The organism is Pseudomonas sp. W2I6 (genome assembly GCF_030815935.1).
Classification (GTDB): domain Bacteria; phylum Pseudomonadota; class Gammaproteobacteria; order Pseudomonadales; family Pseudomonadaceae; genus Aquipseudomonas.
The window spans coordinates 4,370,643-4,389,689 of the sequence record NZ_JAUSXJ010000001.1 but is presented as its reverse complement, the minus strand read 5'-3'; the positions used below and the strand labels follow the sequence as shown (position 1 = coordinate 4,389,689).

Sequence of the window (19,047 nt, the reverse complement as noted above, 5' to 3'; positions counted from 1 at the left end):
TGCTACACCTTGTTGCACATTGCCAATGACAAGGAAGCAGTCGTATGTCAGTCGAATCAGAAGTGTCCCTGGACGGGACGAAGTTGACGATCACCGTCAGGGGGCGATTCGATTTCGGTAGCCACCAGGCCTTTCGTGATGCCTACGAGCGGTTCTACAAGGTGCCCGAGATCTACGTGGTGGACTTGAAGGAAACCACCTACATGGACAGCTCGGCCCTGGGCATGCTCCTGCTGTTGCGTGACCATGCCGGAGGCGACAATGCCGAAGTGCAGGTGGTCAACGCCAACTCCGATGTGCGCAAGATCCTGGCCATTTCCAACTTCGACAAACTGTTCGACCTCACTTGAGCGTCCTGGCCCCGGTCCTCGAGGCGCTGACGGTGTTGATCGCCGAAGACAGCGCCGCCGACCTGTTGTTGCTGTCGACCATCGTGCGCCGCCAGGGCCACCAGGTGCTGACCGCCAGTAACGGCCAGGAAGCGGTCGATGTGTTTACCCGTGAACGGCCGCAGTTGGTGTTGATGGACGCCCTGATGCCGGTGATGGACGGCTTCGAGGCGGCCCGCCAGATCAAGCAGCGGGCGGGAGAGGCGCTGGTGCCGATCATCTTCCTCACCTCCCTGCGCGAGAGCGAAGCCCTGGCCCAGTGCCTGGATGCCGGGGGTGACGACTTCCTGGCCAAACCCTATAACCAGGTGATCCTCGCGGCGAAGATCAACGCCATGGACCGCCTGCGCCGCTTGCAGGCCACGGTGTTGCAGCAACGCGACCTGATCGCCCGGCACCACGACTACCTGCTGCAGGAGCAGCGAGTGGCCAAGGCGGTGTTCGACAAGGTGGCCCACTCGGGCTGCATCAACGCCGCGCCGAATATTCGTTATGTGCAGTCGCCCTACGCGCTGTTCAACGGCGATTTGCTGTTGGCCGCCTACACGCCGTCGGGCGATATGCATGTGCTGCTGGGGGACTTTACCGGCCACGGTTTGCCGGCGGCGGTCGGCGCCATGCCCCTGGCGGAAGTGTTCTACGGCATGACTGCCAAGGGCTACGGATTGGCGCAAACCCTGCGGGAGATGAACGCCAAGCTCAAGCGCATCCTGCCGGTGGACATGTTCTGTTGTGCCACCTTGCTGTGCCTCAGCGCCCAGCGACGGGTGGTGGAAGTGTGGAATGGCGGCATGCCCGACGGCTACGTGCATGACGTCACCACCGGCAAGCGTACGCCGCTGGTGTCGCGGCATTTGCCATTGGGCGTGCTGGCGGCCGATGCGTTTGATGACCGCACTGAAGTCTGGCCGATGGCGCTGGGTGACCGAGTGTTTTTGCTGTCGGATGGTGTGCTGGATACCGCCGATGCCCATGAACAGTTGTTTGGCGCCGAGCGGTTGCAGCAGGTGTTTGCGGCCAATCGCGAGCCGGACCGGTTGTTCGAGGAGATCGAACAGGCCCTGGCGGGTTTTCGCGGTGAGGTGCGCGATGACATCAGCATGGTGGAGATCAGCCTGCAGGCGGATGAGCCGTTGCGTTCGTCGTCGGTGGTGTATTCCGACAGTGGGCAGTCGTCGCCGCTGGATTGGTCGGTAAGTTTTGAGTTTCGTGCCGAGACGCTCAAGTCCTACAACCCTTTGCCGTATTTGTTGCAGTTGCTGTTGGAGATTCATGGGCTGCGGGAGCAGAGCGGGGCGTTGTACAGCGTGATGGCAGAGTTGTATTCCAATGCGCTTGAACATGGTGTGCTGGGGCTGGATTCGCGGCTCAAGCGGGATGCACAGGGGTTTGCTGCGTATTACCGCGAGCGTAATGAGCGGCTGGCGCGGTTGGATAGCGGGTATGTGCGGGTGCACCTGGATGTGGTGCCGACCGGGGAGGGGGGGTGTCTGACGCTGCGGATCGAGGACAGTGGGGCCGGGTTTGATGTGGATAAGGTGCTGGCCAGGCCGCTGGATGTTGACCGTCTGTCTGGTAGGGGATTGAGCCTGGTGCGCCAGTTGAGCAGCGATGTAGGCTGGTCTGACGGCGGGCGGTGTGTGTGCGTGGAGTTTTCATGGAAGGCTCTGGCATAATCCGCCGATTCTTGATCAAGGAGCGAACAAGTGGCAGAGATTCATCTGGACCCCGATGTGCTGACTGGCTTGCAGGAGGTCATGGAGGGCGAGTATCCGAAGCTGCTCGACACTTTTCTCGATGACTCGCAAAAGCGGGTAGAGGCGTTGCGCCGGGCTCGGGATGATGCCAAGGCGCTTGGGCGGATTGCGCATAGCTTTAAGGGGAGTAGCGGTAATCTTGGGGCGGTGCGGTTGGCTGAGCTTTGTCAGTTGCTCGAGGATAAGTCCGCCAAGCCTGTGGTTGCGGATTTGGCGCAGTTGGTGGATGAGATTGACCATGAATTCGCGCTGGTGCGGCCGTTGTATGAGCATGAGCGGGGGCGGTTTCAGCTCTGACGCTTTTGGTGTGTATATCCGTTTCTTCGGTAACGGCGGCTTATGGTTTCGCTCTTGCAGCGAGTCACTTTGCATAAGAGGCACAGTAACCAAAGCGCTCTGCCCCATCAAAAACCAGAGCGAAAGCAGAGCTGCTTTTCTGTGGGAGCGGGCTTGCTCGCGAAAAACCTGAGAGCGCCGCGTTCATCCAGAATGCCCGCGTCATCGTTAACGACCTTCGCGAGCAAGCCCGCTCCCACATTTGGACCGTGCCCGCTTCTGATTTGGCTGTTGCTTTTGCTCTTCAACACTCAAGACCCCATACAAGCCATCACCCAAATAACGGATATACACCCTTAAACCAAAACCTGGCCCAACTCTTGCTCTACCTCCTGTTACCGCACCCTCGACCCCTGTGCGGCGGAGACTCTTGACTATGGCAATCACCCCGAATTCGCTCCTTCAGGCAGCCCTTGCGGCCAAGCCTCAAGCGCCCGCTGCCAATCCACCGGCAGTGGCTGCGAACCCGCGGGACAAGGCCCCGGGCTTCGCTCAGGTGTTCGCCAACCAGGCCCCTGCGCCTGCGGCAAAACCTGTCGACACCCCCATCAAATCCACCCGCGACAAGCCTGCGGACAACAGCCCCAAGCCCGTCGCCAACAACGACAAGCCTGCCGCCGGTACGCCATCGGTTGCCGATAACGGCAAGACTTTGCCTGCCAACCCGCCGGCCAAGGCGGACACCCCGGACACCACCGCCAAGTCAGACGACGATGCCCCGGCAGACGATCCGTCCCTGGCCCAGCAACCTCCGGTCGACCCCGCCGTAGACCCGGCGCTGATAGCCGCGGTAGTCCCTGTCCCCGTCCCCGCTACGCCGGCGCCCGTCGAGACCCCGGCGCCAGCCACCGCGAAGGATGACAAGAACCAGCCAGTCGTGGCGCCACCGATTGCCGCGACCGACGACGCCAAGGCCGCCTTCGACCCCGAGGCCGATCCGCTGGATGCAATGCCCGCCGTGCGCCTGGCCATGGAACAGGGCGGACACGTGTCCGCCAGTAGCCAGGCCCCGGCAAAAACCGCCCCGGCCCCGACCCAGGATCAGCCGACCGCCGCGCAAAACTTCGTCACAGGCCTGGCCAATATGGTCGACCAGCAAGCGTCCAAGGACAGCACCGACCAGGGCGGCGACAAAGCCTTTGCCGGTCTGATCGACGGCGGCCTCAAGGATTTGAAGGACGCCAGCAGCGACACCCGTGTCGATGACTTCGCCAACCGCCTCGCCGCGCTGACCCAGGCTGCCACGCCGAAAACTGCGAATGCCCTGCCGCCGGTGGCCAACGCGCCATTGGCCATGCACCAGAGTGGCTGGACCGATGAGGTGGTGAATCGGGTCATGTACCTGTCCAGCGCCAACCTCAAGTCGGCAGAGATCCAGTTGCAGCCCGCTGAACTGGGTCGCCTGGACATCAGCGTGAAGATGTCCGCCGACCAGCAGGCGCAAGTCACCTTCATGAGCGGCCATGCGGTGGTGCGTGAAGCCCTGGAAAGCCAGTCGGGCCGCCTGCGGGAGATGTTTGCCCAGCAGGGCATGGGCCAGGTCGACGTCAACGTGTCGGACCAGTCCCGTGGCTGGCAGGGGCAGCAGGACCAGCAACAGCAGAACCAGGCTCGCGGCGTCAGCGGCAGTGGCGGGCGGGGTGATGGGGTTGATGGCGGCGGTATCGGTGAGGTGGCTGAAGTGGCCGCGCCGGTGGTGCAGTCGGTGATTGGCTCCAGTGCCGTGGACTACTACGCCTGATCCGAGGCCTGGCGATGATCAAAATGTGGGAGCGGGCTTGCTCGCGAATACGGAGTGTCAGTCACCGTTACAGGTGCTGATCCACCGCTTTCGCGAGCAAGCCCGCTCCCACATTGGTTTTGCAGTGTCGGCGAAACCGTGACCGAACTGACAACTCTGGCATAACACTTGCTCTTGCCTTTCCCCAGAACTATGAATCCCAGAATAGTGACGGATTATTGGCATGGCGAAGAGCGACGACGCAGCAAAAGCACCCGCAGGCAAGGGCAAGCTCAAGCTTATCCTGCTGATTGTCCTGGCCTTGTTGCTGGCGATCGGCTTGTCCGTGGGGGCTACCTGGTACTTTATGCACAGTGCCCAGAGCAAACCGGCCGCCACGGCCGAGGTCAACCCCAACGTCAAGCAACCGGCAATCTTCGAGCCGATGCTGCCGGCGTTTGTCGCCAACTTCAATCAGAACGGCCGTCAACGCTACCTGCAGGTGAGCATTACCCTGCTGGCGCGTAACCAGGCAGACCTGGATGCCCTCAAGGTGCACATGCCAGTGATCCGCAACAACCTGGTGATGCTGTTTTCCGCCCAACCCTTCGACACCCTCGCCACCCCGGTGGGCCAGGAAATGCTGCGCCAGAAGGTCACTGCCAGCGTGCAGGAAGTGGCCCAGAAGGAAGTCGGCAAACCTGTGATCGAGCAGGTGCTCTTCACTAATTTCGTATTGCAGTAGGATCACGACATGGCCGTGCAGGACCTGCTGTCCCAGGATGAAATCGATGCGCTGCTCCATGGCGTCGACGATGGTCTGGTACAGACCGAAATGGCTGCCGAGCCCGGCAGCGTCAAAAGCTACGACCTGACCAGCCAGGATCGCATCGTCCGTGGACGCATGCCGACCCTGGAAATGATCAACGAGCGTTTTGCCCGTTACACCCGTATCAGCATGTTCAACATGCTGCGCCGCTCGGCGGACGTGGCAGTGGGCGGCGTGCAGGTGATGAAGTTCGGTGAGTACGTGCACTCGCTGTACGTGCCCACCAGCCTCAACCTGGTGAAGATCAAGCCGCTGCGCGGCACCGCGCTGTTCATCCTCGACGCCAAGCTGGTGTTCAAGCTGGTGGACAACTTCTTCGGCGGCGATGGCCGTCACGCCAAGATCGAAGGCCGTGAATTCACCCCGACCGAGTTGCGGGTGGTGCGCATGGTGCTGGAGCAGGCCTTCATCGACTTGAAGGAAGCCTGGCAGGCGATCATGGAAGTCAATTTCGAGTACATCAACTCGGAAGTGAACCCGGCCATGGCCAACATCGTCGGCCCCAGCGAAGCCATTGTGGTCTCCACCTTCCACATCGAACTCGATGGCGGCGGCGGCGACCTGCACGTGACCATGCCGTACTCGATGATCGAGCCGGTGCGCGAGATGCTCGATGCCGGTTTCCAGTCCGACCTCGACGACCAGGACGAACGCTGGGTGAAAGCCCTGCGCGAAGACCTGCTGGACGTCGACGTACCCCTGAGCGCCACCGTGGCCCGTCGCCAGCTGCGTTTGCGGGATATTTTGCACATGCAGCCGGGGGATGTGATTCCCGTCGACCTGCCGGAAGAACTGATCATGCGCGCCAACGGCGTGCCGTCGTTCAAGGTCAAGCTCGGTTCTCACAAAGGCAACCTGGCGTTGCAAGTGATCGAACCGATCAACCGTCGCTGATCCACCTTAATTTCTGCTCCGCCGAGGACATGTAATGGCTACCGAACACGAAAACACTTCCGCCGAAGACCAGGCCCTGGCTGACGAGTGGGCGGCTGCCCTGGAAGAAACCGGCGATGTCGGCCAGGACGATATCGATGCACTGCTGGCGGCCGATGCGGCCACTGCACCGGTCGGCAACCGCCTTCCCATGGAAGAGTTCGGCAGCGTGCCGAAGAACAATGACCCGGTGACCCTCGACGGTCCGAACCTGGACGTGATCCTCGACATTCCGGTGTCGATCTCCATGGAAGTCGGCAGCACCGAAATCAACATCCGCAACCTGCTGCAGCTCAACCAGGGGTCGGTGATCGAGCTGGACCGCCTGGCCGGCGAGCCGCTGGACGTGCTGGTCAACGGCACGCTGATCGCCCATGGCGAAGTGGTGGTGGTCAACGAGAAGTTCGGCATCCGCCTGACCGACGTGATCAGCCCGAGCGAACGCATCAAGAAGTTGCGTTGATATGAAGCGCTCATTGGTAGGACTGTTATCGACGCTGCCCTTGAGCGTAATGGCAGCAGAACCGGTTGCCCAGGCGGCTGCGCCGGCGCTTGGCAGCGGTGTGGGCGGGCAACTCACCCAGTTGGTGCTGGGGTTGTTGCTGGTGGTGGGGCTGATCTTCGTGCTCGCCTGGGTGCTGCGCCGCGTGCAGCGCATCGGCCCGGGCAATGCCCAGGTCATCGAGCTGGTGGGTTCACGCGCCCTTGGCCCGCGGGACAGGCTGGTGCTGGTGCAGGTCGGCGACGAGCAGATCCTGCTGGGCATCACCCCCGGTCGCATCACCCCGTTGCACGTGCTCAAGTCGCCTGTGGAAGTGGCCCAGACCCAAGCGGCCACGCCGGAATTCGCCCAGCGCCTCATGGAGTTGCTGGGCAAGGATCAGAAGGATAAGAAGTAATGCGCGTTTTATTGACGCTCATGCTGTTGCTGGCAGCGCCGCTGGCGTACGCAGCAGACCCGTTGTCGATCCCGGCGATCACCCTGGGCACTAACGCGGCGGGCGCGCAGGAGTATTCGGTCAGCCTGCAGATCCTGCTGATCATGACCGCGCTGAGCTTCATCCCCGCGTTCGTGATGCTGATGACCAGCTTCACCCGCATCATCATCGTGTTCTCGATCCTGCGTCAGGCCCTCGGCTTGCAACAGACGCCGTCGAACCAGATCCTCACCGGCATGGCGCTGTTCCTGACGCTGTTCATCATGGCGCCGGTGTTCGACAAGGTGAACCAGCAAGCCCTGCAACCGTACCTGGCGGAGAAAATGACCGCCCAGGATGCGATCGACAAGGCCCAGGGCCCGATCAAGGATTTCATGCTGTCGCAGACGCGCTCCAGCGATCTTGAGTTGTTTGTGCGGTTGTCCAAGCGTACCGACATCGCCAGCCCCGACATGGCGCCGCTGACCATCCTGGTGCCGGCGTTCGTGACCTCGGAGTTGAAGACCGCGTTCCAGATCGGCTTCATGATCTTCATTCCGTTCCTGATCATCGACCTCGTCGTGGCGAGTGTGCTGATGGCCATGGGTATGATGATGCTGTCGCCGCTGATCATTTCGTTGCCGTTCAAGATCATGCTGTTTGTGTTGGTGGACGGGTGGGCGCTGATTATCGGCACCCTGGCCGGCAGTTTCGGTGGGGTGTAGGCCATGACGCCAGAAGTAGCAGTCGACCTGTTTCGCGAAGCCCTGTGGCTGACCACCATGATGGTCGCCGTGCTGGTGGTGCCGAGCCTGTTGGTGGGCCTGTTGGTGGCGATGTTCCAGGCCGCGACCCAGATCAACGAACAGACCCTGAGCTTTTTGCCGCGCCTGCTGGTGATGCTGATCACCCTGATCGTCGCCGGCCCGTGGCTGGTGCAAACCTTCATGGAGTACATCCTGCAGTTGTACGGCAGTATTCCGCAGTTGATCGGCTGACCCCGTGAATTCGATGCTGGCCTTGACCGACACCCAGATCAGCACCTGGGTGGCCTCGTTCATCCTGCCGTTGTTCCGGGTCACGGCCGTGCTGATGACCATGCCGGTGTTCGGCACCACCCTGGTACCACGGCGCATCCGCCTGTATTTCGCAGTGGCGATCACCGTGGTGATCGTGCCGGGCTTGCCGCCGATGCCACCGGTGAATGCCCTGGACCTCAGTGCAATGATGCTGATCGCCGAGCAAATCATCATCGGCGCCTTGCTGGGCTTCTCCTTGACGCTGTTCTTCCAGGCCTTCGTGATCGCCGGGCAGATCATCTCGATCCAGATGGGCATGGGCTTCGCGTCCATGGTCGACCCTACCAACGGCGTGTCGGTGGCGGTGATCGGGCAATTCCTGACGATGCTGGTGACCTTGCTGTTCCTGGCCATGAACGGCCACCTGGTGGTGTTCGAGGTGATGACCGAAAGCTTCACCACCTTGCCGGTGGGCAGCGGGTTGGTGGTCAATCATTTCTGGGAGCTTGTGGGGCGCTTGAGCTGGGTGCTCGGTGCATCCCTGCTGCTGGTATTGCCGGCGATCACTGCGCTGCTGGTGGTCAACATCGCCTTTGGCGTGATGACCCGGGCGGCGCCGCAGTTGAACATCTTCTCCATCGGTTTCCCGTTGACCCTGGTGCTGGGCATGGGGATTTTCTGGGTCGGCATGGCTGACATTCTCAATCAGTATCAACCGCTGGCGACCGACGCCTTGCAGTTTTTACGTGACTTGGCGCGGGCGCGGTAAGCCATGGCCGAGAGCGAGAGTGGCCAGGACAAGACAGAAGACCCCACGGAGAAACGTAAAAAGGACTCCCGGGAAAAGGGCGAGATTGCCCGCTCCAAAGAGCTCAACACCCTGGCGATCATGCTCGCCGGTTCCGGCGGCCTGCTGATCTACGGCGGTGGCCTGGCCCTGGACCTGATGGAGTTGATGCGCCTGAATTTCTCCCTGCCCCGCGACGTGCTGCTGAGCCCGGGCGCCATGGGCTTGTACCTGCTGCACTCGGGCAAGATCGCGATCCTCGCGGTGCAGCCGATCCTCATCACCTTGTTGCTGGCGGCCCTGATCGGCCCGATTTCCCTCGGCGGCTGGCTGTTTGCCGCCGGCAGCCTGGCGCCCAAATTCAGCCGGATGAACCCGGCGGCCGGGCTCAAGCGGATGTTTTCCACCAAGGCCCTGGTGGAACTGCTCAAGGCCTTGGCCAAGTTCATCCTGATCCTGTTTGTGGCGTTGACGGTGTTGTCGTCCGACATCGACGACCTGCTGCGCATCGCCCATGAGCCGATCGAGCTGGCGATCATCCACAGTGTGCAAGTGGTGGGCTGGAGTTCGCTGTGGATGGCCTGCGGGCTGATCATCATTGCTGCGGTGGATGCGCCGATCCAGCTGTGGGAAAGCCACAAGAAACTGCTGATGACCAAGCAGGAAGTGCGCGACGAGCACAAGGACCAGGAAGGCCGGCCCGAGGTCAAGCAGCGGATTCGCCAGCTGCAGCGCGAGATGTCCCAGCGCAAGATGATGGCCTCGGTGCCCGATGCCGATGTGGTCATCACCAACCCGACCCACTACGCCGTGGCGCTCAAGTACGACCCGGAGAAGGGTGGGGCGCCGATGTTGCTGGCCAGGGGCAGTGATTTCACGGCGTTGAAAATCCGCGAGATTGCGGTCGCCAATGACATCCTGCTGCTGGAATCGCCGGAGTTGGCGCGGTCGATCTTCTACTCCACCGACCTGGACCAGGAAATTCCGGCCGGGTTGTATCTGGCGGTGGCTCAGGTGTTGGCGTACGTGTATCAGATCCGCCAGTACCGGGCGGGCAAGGGCAAGCGGCCGGATCCGCTCAAAGACCTGCCGATTCCACCGGATTTGCGTCGGGATTCCTGATTTTGTAGCGCCTCTGCTGGCCTCATCGCGGGCAAGCCCGGCTCCCACATTTGATCGCATTCTCCCGGCCAACTCGGTCAACTGTGGGAGCCGGGCTTGCCCGCGATGGCGTCCGTCCAGGCAAAAAAAACTCCTGAGCGTTCCCGCAATTGCATCTCGCACCGTGTAAGTCGCGGGCGAGGGCGCTACCTCAATCAGCGTGGCGAGGGAGCTTGCTCCCGCTGGGGTGCGAAGCGCCCCCAATAAAGCTACCGCGGTGATTCAGGCAAAGCGCGCAAGCCGTTCCGGGGCTGCTGCGCAGCCCAGCGGGAGCAAGCTCCCTCGCCACAGGTGATGTGTGTACGGCGGTAGCCCTTCGCTGTCCGTGAGACCGATCTGCTTCCTCAAGCAAAAGTTGGAAGGCTTCTTGCAATACCGCCTCCAGGACGCTTCCCGGCGTCAAAAGTTTGCTTCAAGGAAACGAGGAATACCGGTGGATCGCTCTCAAATGCTCAGCACGGCCCGTGGCACCCTGACTGACCTCTCGCGAGGCAATCTGGGTGTGCCGTTGTTGTTGCTGGTGATGCTGGCAATGATGATGTTGCCGATGCCGCCGTTCCTGCTGGATGTGTTCTTCACCTTCAACATTGCGCTGTCGGTCGTCGTATTGCTGGTGTGCGTATACGCCCTGCGGCCGCTGGATTTCGCGGTATTCCCGACCATCCTGCTGATCGCCACCCTGCTGCGGCTCGCGCTTAACGTGGCTTCCACCCGGGTGGTGATGCTCCACGGCCAGGACGGCCACGCCGCCGCGGGCAAGGTGATCCAGGCCTTCGGCGAGGTGGTGATCGGCGGTAACTACGTGGTCGGTATCGTGGTTTTTGCGATCTTGATGATCATCAACTTCGTGGTCGTGACCAAGGGCGCCGGGCGGATTTCCGAGGTGAGCGCGCGTTTTACCCTCGACGCGATGCCCGGCAAGCAGATGGCGATCGACGCCGACCTCAACGCCGGCCTGATCGACCAGAACCAGGCCAAGGCCCGTCGCCTTGAAGTCGCCCAGGAAGCCGAGTTCTACGGTTCCATGGACGGTGCCAGCAAATTCGTGCGCGGCGACGCCATCGCCGGCCTGTTGATTCTGTTTATCAACCTGATCGGCGGCATGGCGGTCGGCATCTTCCAGCACGGCATGACCTTCGGCGACGCCGGCAAGGTTTACGCCCTGCTGACCATCGGTGACGGTTTAGTGGCGCAATTGCCATCACTGTTGTTATCTACAGCTGCGGCGATCATGGTGACCCGTGCTTCGGGCTCCGAAGACATGGGCAAGCAGATCAGCCCGGCAGATGTTTGCCTCGCCCAAGGCGCTGGCGGTGGCGGCAGGCATCATGGCGATCATGGGCATCGTGCCGGGCATGCCCCATGTCTCGTTCCTGAGCATGGCCGCCATGGCCGCCGGCGGTGCCTACCTGTTCTGGAAAAAACAAAACAACATCAAGGTGATTGCCCAGCAGGAAGTGGCGCGCCAGCAGGAGCTGCTGCCATCGCCGGCCCGCGCCCTGGAAACCAAGGAACTGGGCTGGGACGACGTGACCCCGATCGACATGATCGGCCTGGAAGTCGGCTACCGCCTGATTCCCCTGGTGGATCGCAACCAGGGCGGGCAATTGCTGGCGCGGATCAAGGGTGTGCGCAAGAAGTTGTCCCAGGACCTGGGCTTCCTGATGCCCACCGTGCACATTCGCGACAACCTCGACCTGGCCCCGAGCGCCTACCGCCTGACCCTGATGGGGGTGATTCTGGCCGAGGCCGAGATCTACCCGGACCGCGAACTGGCGATCAACCCGGGCCAGGTGTTTGGCAGCCTCAACGGGATTACCGCCAAAGATCCGGCTTTTGGCCTGGAAGCGGTATGGATCGAAATCAGCCAGCGCAGCCAGGCGCAGTCGCTGGGCTACACCGTGGTCGACGCCAGCACTGTGGTCGCCACCCACCTCAACCAGATTCTGTACAAGCACTCCCACGAGCTGATTGGCCACGAAGAAGTCCAGCAACTCTTGCAATTGCTGGCCAAGGCCTCGCCAAAACTCGCCGAAGAGCTGGTACCGGGTGTGCTGTCCACCTCGCAACTGCTCAAGGTGCTGCAAGCGCTGTTGGCCGAGCAGGTGCCGGTGCGGGACATTCGCAGCATTGCCGAAGCTATCGCCAACAATGCCGCCAAGAGTCAAGATACTGCCGCCCTGGTGGCCGCAGTGCGCGTCGGATTGTCGCGTGCAATCGTCCAAAGCATTGTAGGGCTTGACTCCGAGCTGCCTGTTATCACCTTGGAACCAAGGTTGGAACAAATATTGCTCAATAGTATTCAGAAGGCTGGGCAGGGCGCTGATGAGGGCGTGTTGCTGGAGCCAAGCATGGCAGAGAAGCTGCAGCGTTCGTTGATCGAGGCCGCGCAGCGCCAGGAAATGGAAGGCCATCCGGTGATCCTGCTGGTGGCTGGCCCCGTCCGGGCGATGTTGTCGCGGTTTGGACGCCTGGCTATACCGAATTTGCACGTATTGGCTTACCAGGAAATTCCTGACAATAAGCAAGTGACTATCGTCGCGACAGTAGGGCCCAACGGCTGAGGTAGTGGGATATGCAAGTGAAGCGTTTTTTCGCCGCCGATATGCGTCAGGCCATGAAACTGGTACGTGATGAGTTGGGCGCCGACGCTGCGATTATCGGTAACCGTCGTATTGCCGGCGGTGTGGAGCTGACGGCTGCCCTGGATTACAAACCCTCGGCCCTGGCGCCGCGCGTGCCGAACATGGAACTGGAAGACGAGCTGCGCAAGACCGCTTCGCGCATTGTCTCGGCCCAGGCTGAACTGAGCATGCGTGGCGACAGCGACGCCTCCACCAATCGCCAGCTGTTTGCCGGGCTGCCGTTGACCGCGTCCGAGCCGCTGGTAGAGCCGACTTTTGTTGAACCACCGCGTCCTGCTGCGCCAGCCCCGGCGCCGGCGGTAGACCAGCGGGTGTTCGACTCGATGCGTTTCGAACTCAACGGCCTGCGTGAACTGCTGGAAGTGCAGTTGGGTTCGCTGGCCTGGAACCAGTTGCAGGGCAGCCAGCCACAACAGGCCAACCTGTGGCGTCGCCTGCAACGCATCGGCCTGTCCGGCCCGTTGTCCCGCGACCTGCTGCAACTGACCACGCAAATTGAAGAACCTCGCCAGGCCTGGCGCATGCTCCTGGCCCACCTGGCGCGGATGATCGTCACCCCGGAAATCGAACCCCTGGAAGAAGGCGGTGTGATTGCCATGGTCGGCCCGGCCGGCATGGGCAAGACCACCACCCTGGCCAAGCTGGCCGCACGTTACGTGCTCAAGTACGGCGCCCAGAACATCGCGCTGGTGAGCATGGACAGCTACCGCATCGGCGCCCAGGAACAACTCAAGACCCTGGGCCGCATCCTCAATGTGCCGGTGACGCACGTCGACCCGGGCCAGTCCCTGGCCAACGCCCTCGACCCATTGCTGCGCAAGCGCGTGGTGCTGATCGACACCGCCGGCCTGCAAGCCAGCGACCCGGCCCTGCGCATGCAACTGGAAAGCCTGGCCGGGCGCGGGATCAAATCCAGAAACTATTTGGTGCTTGCCACTACCAGCCAGAAGCAGGTATTGACCGCCGCCTACCACAGCTACAAGCGCTGCGGGCTGGCGGGTTGCATCCTGACTAAACTGGATGAGACGGCAAGCCTGGGCGAAGTATTGAGCCTGGCAATCAGTCATGAATTACCGGTCGCCTACCTGACCGACGGGCCGCGGATCCCGGATGATCTGCATCTGCCGCGCCGTCATCAGTTGGTCAGCCGGGCTGTCAGCGTGCAAATGCAGGAAGAACCCAGTGAGGAAGCTATGGCTGACATGTTTGCTGACCTCTACCACAGCCCGAACAAGCGAGTTGGCTGAGGCATCATGGCTTTCTATTTAAAAATGACAGTGAAAAGTATCTACATCGATGGCCTGCCAGCAGTTCGCGCGGCCAACTTATGTAGCCTGCGTCTAAGCAAGACAAGGTAAAGAAATAAAATGGGCAGCATGCATCCCGTACAGGTGATCGCGGTGACCGGCGGCAAAGGTGGCGTCGGAAAAACTAACGTGTCAGTGAATTTGTCCCTGGCCCTGGCAGAGCTTGGCCGTCGCGTCATGCTGCTGGATGCTGACCTGGGGCTGGCGAACGTCGACGTTCTGCTGGGACTGACGCCCAAACATACCCTGGCCGATGTCATCGAAGGCCGCTGTGAGCTGCGCGACGTACTGTTGCAAGGCCCCGGCGGGATTCGCATCGTGCCGGCGGCTTCCGGCACCCAGAGCATGGTGCACCTGAGTCCGGCGCAACATGCCGGCCTCATTCAGGCGTTCAGCGACATTGGCGACAACCTCGACGTACTGGTGATCGACACCGCCGCCGGGATCGGCGAGTCGGTGGTCAGTTTCGTGCGCGCAGCCCAGGAAGTGTTGCTGGTGGTGTGCGACGAACCCACCTCGATCACCGACGCCTACGCCCTGATCAAACTGCTCAACCGCGACTACGGCATGAACCGCTTCCGCGTGCTGGCCAACATGGCCCAAAGCCCGCAGGAAGGGCGGAATCTGTTCGCCAAGTTGACCAAGGTCACGGATCGCTTCCTCGATGTCGCCTTACAATACGTTGGCGCAGTTCCTTACGACGAGTGTGTGCGCAAGGCCGTGCAAAAGCAGCGTGCGGTCTATGAAGCGTTCCCTCGTTCGAAGTGCGCATTGGCGTTCAAGGCTATTGCCCAGAAGGTCGATACCTGGCCGTTGCCCGCCAATCCCCGGGGGCATCTGGAGTTTTTCGTCGAGCGATTGGTGCATCAGACGAGCGCAGGACCGGTGCTATGACAGCCAGCGGCTACAACCTTTACAAGAAGTCGGCACGTGACAGTCAAGTCGAATTGATCGAGCGCTATGCGCCCCTGGTCAAGCGCATTGCCTATCACCTGCTGGCGCGCTTGCCTGCCAGCGTGCAGGTCGAGGACTTGATCCAGGCCGGGATGATCGGCCTGCTTGAAGTGTCGACCAAGTACGACGCGAGCAAGGGCGCGAGTTTCGAGACATACGCGGGTATCCGTATCCGTGGGGCCATGCTCGATGAAGTGCGTAAAGGTGATTGGGCGCCGCGATCAGTGCACCGCAATACGCGGATGGTGAGTGACGCAATTCGCTCAATTGAAGCAAAAACCGGTCGCGACGCTAAAGATCATGAAGTTGCGGCCGAACTCCAATTGAGTCTCGACGATTACTACGGGATTTTGAACGATACCTTGGGCAGCCGGCTGTTCAGTTTCGACGACCTTTTACAGGACGGCGAACATGAAGGGCTGCACGAGGACGGCGCGAGTGCCCATCTCGAACCGTCACGGGACCTGGAAGATGAACGCTTCCAGAGCGCGCTGGCGGACGCGATAGCCAATTTGCCGGAGCGTGAGCGACTGGTGTTGGCGCTGTACTACGACGAAGAGCTGAACCTCAAGGAAATCGGTGAGGTCCTGGGGGTCAGCGAATCGCGGGTCAGCCAGTTACACAGCCAGTGCGCGGCCCGCTTGCGGGGGCGTTTGGGAGAGTGGCGAGCGCGCTGACAGGCAGTGTGGGGACACTGCGAACGATACCGTCCAGGCCCTGCGCCCGGACGGGCTTGGCCCGTGGTGCGCCCCCGGTAGTCCTTTTTGTGTAACGCCTGTTGATTGATATGGCGCGCCCAGGTGCTGGGCGCGTTTAAGACTGCTTGGAGGTCGAATTGGACAAGAACATGAAAATCCTCATCGTTGATGACTTCTCAACGATGCGGCGGATCATAAAAAACCTGTTGCGTGACCTTGGGTTCACTAACACGGTCGAGGCGGATGACGGTATTACGGCGATTCCGATCCTCAACAGCGGGAGCATCGACTTTCTGGTAACGGACTGGAACATGCCGGGCATGACCGGTATCGATCTGCTGCGCCACGTGCGCGCTGATGAAAAACTGCGCAGCCTGCCTGTGCTGATGGTGACCGCTGAAGCCAAGCGTGAACAGATCATCGAAGCCGCCCAGGCCGGGGTCAACGGCTACGTGGTCAAGCCATTCACTGCACTGGCCTTGAAAGAGAAGATCGAAAAGATCTTCGAACGCATCGGTCATTGATGCTGCCACGGGGGAGCTATGGAGCATAAAGAATCATCGCAGGCCGACTTTGAGTCGACCCTGAAAAAACATGCTCATCAACTCGTCGAAAGCCTTGAAAGAGGCCAGTTCGGCGACGCGGTGCAGTTGATCCATGAGCTCAACCAGACCCGTGACCGCGGCCTGTACCAGGAAGTGGGCAAGCTCACCCGTGAGTTGCACAGTGCGATAGTCAATTTTCAGATTGACCCGCACATGCCCCAGGCCGAGGAAATCTCGCAGATCACGGATGCCACCGAACGCCTGTCCTACGTGGTCAGGCTGACTGAGGCGGCGGCCAACCGCACCATGGACCTGGTGGAAAACGCCACGCCTCTGGTCAACGGTATGGCCAGTGAAGCCAAGGCCCTGAGCACTGACTGGGGCCGGTTCATGCGTCGGGAAGTGGGCGCTGAGGAGTTTCGTGAGCTGGCGCGTCGGGTCGAGGGCTTTTTGTCCCGCAGCGAGCAGGAAAACCGCACGGTTTCCAGCAACCTCAATGACATTCTGCTGGCCCAGGATTACCAGGACCTCACCGGTCAGGTGATCAAGCGTGTGACCCAACTGGTCACCGAAGTGGAAAGCAACCTGCTCAAACTGGTGTTGATGGCGGGCCAGGTCGACCGGTTTGCCGGCATCGAACATGACCGCGCAGCGATCCTTTCTGAAAAAGATCCACAAAAACACCTCGCCAAGGGTGAAGGTCCGCAGATTCATGCCGATAAACGTGAAGACGTTGTATCCGGGCAAGACGACGTAGACGATTTGCTGTCCAGTTTAGGCTTCTAAGGAGCACACCCATGAGCTTCGGCGCCGATGAAGAAATCCTTCAGGATTTCCTTGTAGAGGCCGGCGAAATTTTAGAGCAACTGTCCGAACAACTGGTCGAGCTGGAAAGCCGACCGGATGATGCGAACCTGCTCAATGCAATTTTTCGCGGTTTTCATACTGTAAAAGGGGGCGCCGGCTTCCTCCAGCTCCACGAGCTGGTGGAGTGCTGTCACATCGCCGAGAACGTGTTCGACATCCTGCGCAAGGGTGAGCGGCACGTCGACTCGGAACTGATGGACGTGATCCTGGAAGCACTGGACGCGGTCAACGGCATGTTCAGTGAAGTGCGCGAGCGCGCACCGATCACTGCCGCCACGCCGGAACTGCTGGCCGCCCTGGCGCGCCTGGCGGAACCTGCGGCCAACGCTCCCGTGGTGGAAGCGGTGGCTGAGCCGGTTGCCGAGCCTGCGGGCGACGTGACCGACAGTGAATTTGAACAACTGCTGGACTCGCTGAACGCCGTCAAGGCCGAAGCCGAAGCGCCGGCAGCCAGTGCGCCGGCCATGGTGCCGACCACCGAAGACATTACCGACGCCGAGTTCGAGTCGTTGCTCGACCAGTTGCACGGCAAGGGCCAGTTTGCCCCGGACGCGGTGGCCGCAGCGCCAGCGCCAACGGAAGCCGCGGCGCCCGTCAGCAATGAAATCACCGACGACGAATTTGAAGCGCTGCTGGACCAGTTGCACGGCAAAGGCTCGTTTGCCGCCGAGGCTCTGCCGGAAGTCGCCGCAACGGCCGCCGCGCCTGCGGCACCCGCTGCTGCGCCGGCCGCCGATGGACTGATCTCCGATCACGAATTCGAAGCCCTGCTGGATGAACTGCACGGCAAGGGCAAGTTCACCGAAGTGGTCGGCGCTGCTGCACCGGCTGCTGCCGCGGCTGTCGCAACACCGGCTCCTGCCGCCAAGGCTGCCGCGCCTGTCGCAGCGAAAGCGGCTCCGGCTCCAGCCCCGGCCCGGGCTGCCACGGCTGCCCCGGCCCCGGACAAGCAACCGGCCAGTGAAGCCGAAACCACCGTGCGGGTTGATACCGCGCGCCTGGACGACATCATGAACATGGTCGGCGAACTGGTGCTGGTGCGTAACCGCCTGGTGCGCCTGGGCCTGAACAGTGGCGACGAGGCCATGCAAAAGGCCGTGTCGAACCTCGACGTGGTCACCGCAGACCTGCAGACCGCCGTCATGAAGACCCGGATGCAGCCGATCAAGAAAGTCTTCGGCCGTTTCCCGCGCCTGGTTCGCGACCTGGCACGCCAGCTCAAGAAAGAGATCAACCTGGAACTGGTGGGTGAAGAAACCGACCTCGACAAGAACCTTGTCGAGGCCCTGGCCGATCCGCTGGTCCACTTGGTGCGCAACGCGGTCGACCACGGTGTCGAGACGCCGGAAGAGCGCGAAGCCTCGGGCAAGAACCGCCAGGGCAAAGTGATCCTGGCGGCCGAACAGGAAGGCGACCATATCCTGCTGTCGATCACCGATGACGGCAAAGGCATGGACCCCACGGTACTGCGCAACATTGCAGTCAAGCGTGGGGTGATGGACAAGGACGCCGCCGACCGCCTCACCGACACCGAGTGCTACAACCTGATCTTCGCCCCGGGCTTCTCCACCAAGACCGAGATTTCCGACGTGTCGGGCCGTGGCGTGGGCATGGATGTGGTGAAGACCAAGATCAGCCAGCTCAACGGCTCGATCAACATCTACTCGACCAAGGGCCAGGGCTCGAAGATCGTCATCAAGGTGCCGTTGACCCTGGCGATCATGCCGACCCTGATGGTGATGCTGGGCAACCAGGCGTTCGCCTTCCCGCTGGTCAACGTCAACGAAATCTTCCACCTCGACCTGTCGCGCACCAACGTGGTGGACGGCCAGGAAGTGGTGATCGTGCGCGACAAGGCGTTGCCGCTGTTCTACCTCAAGCGCTGGCTGGTGGCTTCGGCCAAGCATGAAGAGCAGCGCGAAGGCCATGTGGTGATTCTTTCCGTGGGCACCCAGCGTATCGGCTTCGTGGTCGATCAACTGGTGGGCCAGGAAGAAGTGGTCATCAAGCCTTTGGGCAAAATGCTGCAGGGAACCCCGGGCATGTCGGGTGCGACCATTACCGGTGACGGTCGGATCGCGCTGATTCTGGATGTTCCGAGCATGCTCAAGCGTTACGCCGCACGGCGTATTTGATTCGGCCCGGGCAGGGCGGTTGTCCCTCGCCCGGCCTAACGGAGTGTT

General features: G+C 61.4%; 18 protein-coding genes and 1 pseudogene. All 19 read left to right on the top strand.

Features of this window, described 5'->3' with window-relative positions; all coding sequences use genetic code 11:
• Positions 1-44: 44 nt before the first annotated feature.
• The 19 genes and pseudogenes from QF039_RS20050 (at position 45) to QF039_RS19960 (ending at position 18,999) form a co-directional block, all read left to right on the top strand.
• Entirely contained in the window at positions 45-350 is a 306-nt protein-coding gene (locus QF039_RS20050) for an STAS domain-containing protein (protein WP_003214569.1), read from the top strand.
• On the top strand, positions 347-2,065 hold the full coding sequence (locus QF039_RS20045) for a fused response regulator/phosphatase (RefSeq protein WP_177049306.1): 1,719 nt from the start codon (positions 347-349) through the stop codon (positions 2,063-2,065). The genes QF039_RS20050 and QF039_RS20045 overlap by 4 nt, the downstream gene beginning before the upstream one ends.
• 30 nt (positions 2,066-2,095) lie before the next feature.
• Positions 2,096-2,443: an Hpt domain-containing protein gene (locus QF039_RS20040; RefSeq protein WP_003214564.1), complete on the top strand. Its 348-nt coding sequence runs from the start codon at positions 2,096-2,098 to the stop codon at positions 2,441-2,443.
• Between the two features lie 415 nt (positions 2,444-2,858).
• Positions 2,859-4,223, top strand: coding sequence for a flagellar hook-length control protein FliK (locus QF039_RS20035; RefSeq protein ID WP_307520291.1), 1,365 nt, complete (start codon positions 2,859-2,861; stop codon positions 4,221-4,223).
• Between the two features lie 223 nt (positions 4,224-4,446).
• Positions 4,447-4,947, top strand: coding sequence for a flagellar basal body-associated protein FliL (gene fliL, locus QF039_RS20030; protein WP_003214560.1), 501 nt, complete (start codon positions 4,447-4,449; stop codon positions 4,945-4,947).
• A gap of 9 nt (positions 4,948-4,956) precedes the next feature.
• On the top strand, positions 4,957-5,925 hold the full coding sequence (gene fliM / locus QF039_RS20025) for a flagellar motor switch protein FliM (RefSeq protein WP_003214559.1): 969 nt from the start codon (positions 4,957-4,959) through the stop codon (positions 5,923-5,925).
• Positions 5,926-5,959: 34 nt separating this feature from the next.
• Entirely contained in the window at positions 5,960-6,427 is a 468-nt protein-coding gene (gene fliN / locus QF039_RS20020; protein WP_003214557.1) for a flagellar motor switch protein FliN, read from the top strand.
• A 1-nt stretch (position 6,428) separates the two neighbouring features.
• Positions 6,429-6,863, top strand: a complete 435-nt coding sequence (gene fliO, locus QF039_RS20015; protein ID WP_023659254.1) for a flagellar biosynthetic protein FliO — start codon at positions 6,429-6,431, stop codon at positions 6,861-6,863.
• On the top strand, positions 6,863-7,606 hold the full coding sequence (fliP, locus tag QF039_RS20010) for a flagellar type III secretion system pore protein FliP (protein WP_003214554.1): 744 nt from the start codon (positions 6,863-6,865) through the stop codon (positions 7,604-7,606). The genes fliO and fliP overlap by 1 nt, the downstream gene beginning before the upstream one ends.
• Before the next feature lie 3 nt (positions 7,607-7,609).
• Positions 7,610-7,879: a flagellar biosynthesis protein FliQ gene (fliQ, locus tag QF039_RS20005; RefSeq protein ID WP_003214552.1), complete on the top strand. Its 270-nt coding sequence runs from the start codon at positions 7,610-7,612 to the stop codon at positions 7,877-7,879.
• Between the two features lie 13 nt (positions 7,880-7,892).
• Positions 7,893-8,669 (top strand): flagellar biosynthetic protein FliR, encoded by a 777-nt coding sequence (gene fliR / locus QF039_RS20000; protein WP_003214551.1) that lies wholly within the window; start codon positions 7,893-7,895, stop codon positions 8,667-8,669.
• 3 nt (positions 8,670-8,672) lie between these two features.
• Positions 8,673-9,809 carry a flagellar biosynthesis protein FlhB gene (gene flhB / locus QF039_RS19995; protein WP_307520283.1) on the top strand — a complete coding sequence of 379 codons (1,137 nt, stop codon included), beginning with the start codon at positions 8,673-8,675 and terminating at the stop codon, positions 9,807-9,809.
• A gap of 487 nt (positions 9,810-10,296) precedes the next feature.
• Positions 10,297-12,412: pseudogene (flhA, locus tag QF039_RS19990) on the top strand (flagellar biosynthesis protein FlhA).
• Between the two features lie 11 nt (positions 12,413-12,423).
• The gene (gene flhF, locus QF039_RS19985) at positions 12,424-13,740 is read left to right on the top strand and encodes a flagellar biosynthesis protein FlhF (protein ID WP_003214543.1); all 1,317 of its coding nucleotides are present in this window, start codon (positions 12,424-12,426) and stop codon (positions 13,738-13,740) included.
• A 120-nt stretch (positions 13,741-13,860) separates the two neighbouring features.
• The gene (fleN, locus tag QF039_RS19980; RefSeq protein WP_003192912.1) at positions 13,861-14,694 is read left to right on the top strand and encodes a flagellar synthesis regulator FleN; all 834 of its coding nucleotides are present in this window, start codon (positions 13,861-13,863) and stop codon (positions 14,692-14,694) included.
• On the top strand, positions 14,691-15,431 hold the full coding sequence (fliA, locus tag QF039_RS19975) for an RNA polymerase sigma factor FliA (protein WP_008434817.1): 741 nt from the start codon (positions 14,691-14,693) through the stop codon (positions 15,429-15,431). The genes fleN and fliA overlap by 4 nt, the downstream gene beginning before the upstream one ends.
• 170 nt (positions 15,432-15,601) lie before the next feature.
• On the top strand, positions 15,602-15,976 hold the full coding sequence (locus tag QF039_RS19970) for a chemotaxis response regulator CheY (protein WP_005790040.1): 375 nt from the start codon (positions 15,602-15,604) through the stop codon (positions 15,974-15,976).
• An 18-nt stretch (positions 15,977-15,994) separates the two neighbouring features.
• Entirely contained in the window at positions 15,995-16,783 is a 789-nt protein-coding gene (locus QF039_RS19965; RefSeq protein WP_003214538.1) for a protein phosphatase CheZ, read from the top strand.
• 11 nt (positions 16,784-16,794) lie between these two features.
• The gene (locus QF039_RS19960) at positions 16,795-18,999 is read left to right on the top strand and encodes a chemotaxis protein CheA (protein WP_307520278.1); all 2,205 of its coding nucleotides are present in this window, start codon (positions 16,795-16,797) and stop codon (positions 18,997-18,999) included.
• Positions 19,000-19,047: the final 48 nt, after the last annotated feature.

Bases quoted from the DNA above. Each gene is read 5' to 3' on its own strand.
- QF039_RS20050 (WP_003214569.1), top strand. From the start codon at position 45: ATGTCAGTCGAATCAGAAGTGTCCCTGGACGGGACGAAGTTGACGATC.
- QF039_RS20035 (WP_307520291.1), top strand. From the start codon at position 2,859: ATGGCAATCACCCCGAATTCGCTCCTTCAGGCAGCCCTTGCGGCCAAG.
- fliL (WP_003214560.1), top strand. From the start codon at position 4,447: ATGGCGAAGAGCGACGACGCAGCAAAAGCACCCGCAGGCAAGGGCAAG.
- fliM (WP_003214559.1), top strand. From the start codon at position 4,957: ATGGCCGTGCAGGACCTGCTGTCCCAGGATGAAATCGATGCGCTGCTC.
- fliN (WP_003214557.1), top strand. From the start codon at position 5,960: ATGGCTACCGAACACGAAAACACTTCCGCCGAAGACCAGGCCCTGGCT.
- fliO (WP_023659254.1), top strand. From the start codon at position 6,429: ATGAAGCGCTCATTGGTAGGACTGTTATCGACGCTGCCCTTGAGCGTA.
- fliP (WP_003214554.1), top strand. From the start codon at position 6,863: ATGCGCGTTTTATTGACGCTCATGCTGTTGCTGGCAGCGCCGCTGGCG.
- fliQ (WP_003214552.1), top strand. From the start codon at position 7,610: ATGACGCCAGAAGTAGCAGTCGACCTGTTTCGCGAAGCCCTGTGGCTG.
- fliR (WP_003214551.1), top strand. From the start codon at position 7,893: ATGCTGGCCTTGACCGACACCCAGATCAGCACCTGGGTGGCCTCGTTC.
- flhB (WP_307520283.1), top strand. From the start codon at position 8,673: ATGGCCGAGAGCGAGAGTGGCCAGGACAAGACAGAAGACCCCACGGAG.
- flhF (WP_003214543.1), top strand. From the start codon at position 12,424: ATGCAAGTGAAGCGTTTTTTCGCCGCCGATATGCGTCAGGCCATGAAA.
- fleN (WP_003192912.1), top strand. From the start codon at position 13,861: ATGGGCAGCATGCATCCCGTACAGGTGATCGCGGTGACCGGCGGCAAA.
- fliA (WP_008434817.1), top strand. From the start codon at position 14,691: ATGACAGCCAGCGGCTACAACCTTTACAAGAAGTCGGCACGTGACAGT.
- QF039_RS19970 (WP_005790040.1), top strand. From the start codon at position 15,602: ATGAAAATCCTCATCGTTGATGACTTCTCAACGATGCGGCGGATCATA.
- QF039_RS19965 (WP_003214538.1), top strand. From the start codon at position 15,995: ATGGAGCATAAAGAATCATCGCAGGCCGACTTTGAGTCGACCCTGAAA.
- QF039_RS19960 (WP_307520278.1), top strand. From the start codon at position 16,795: ATGAGCTTCGGCGCCGATGAAGAAATCCTTCAGGATTTCCTTGTAGAG.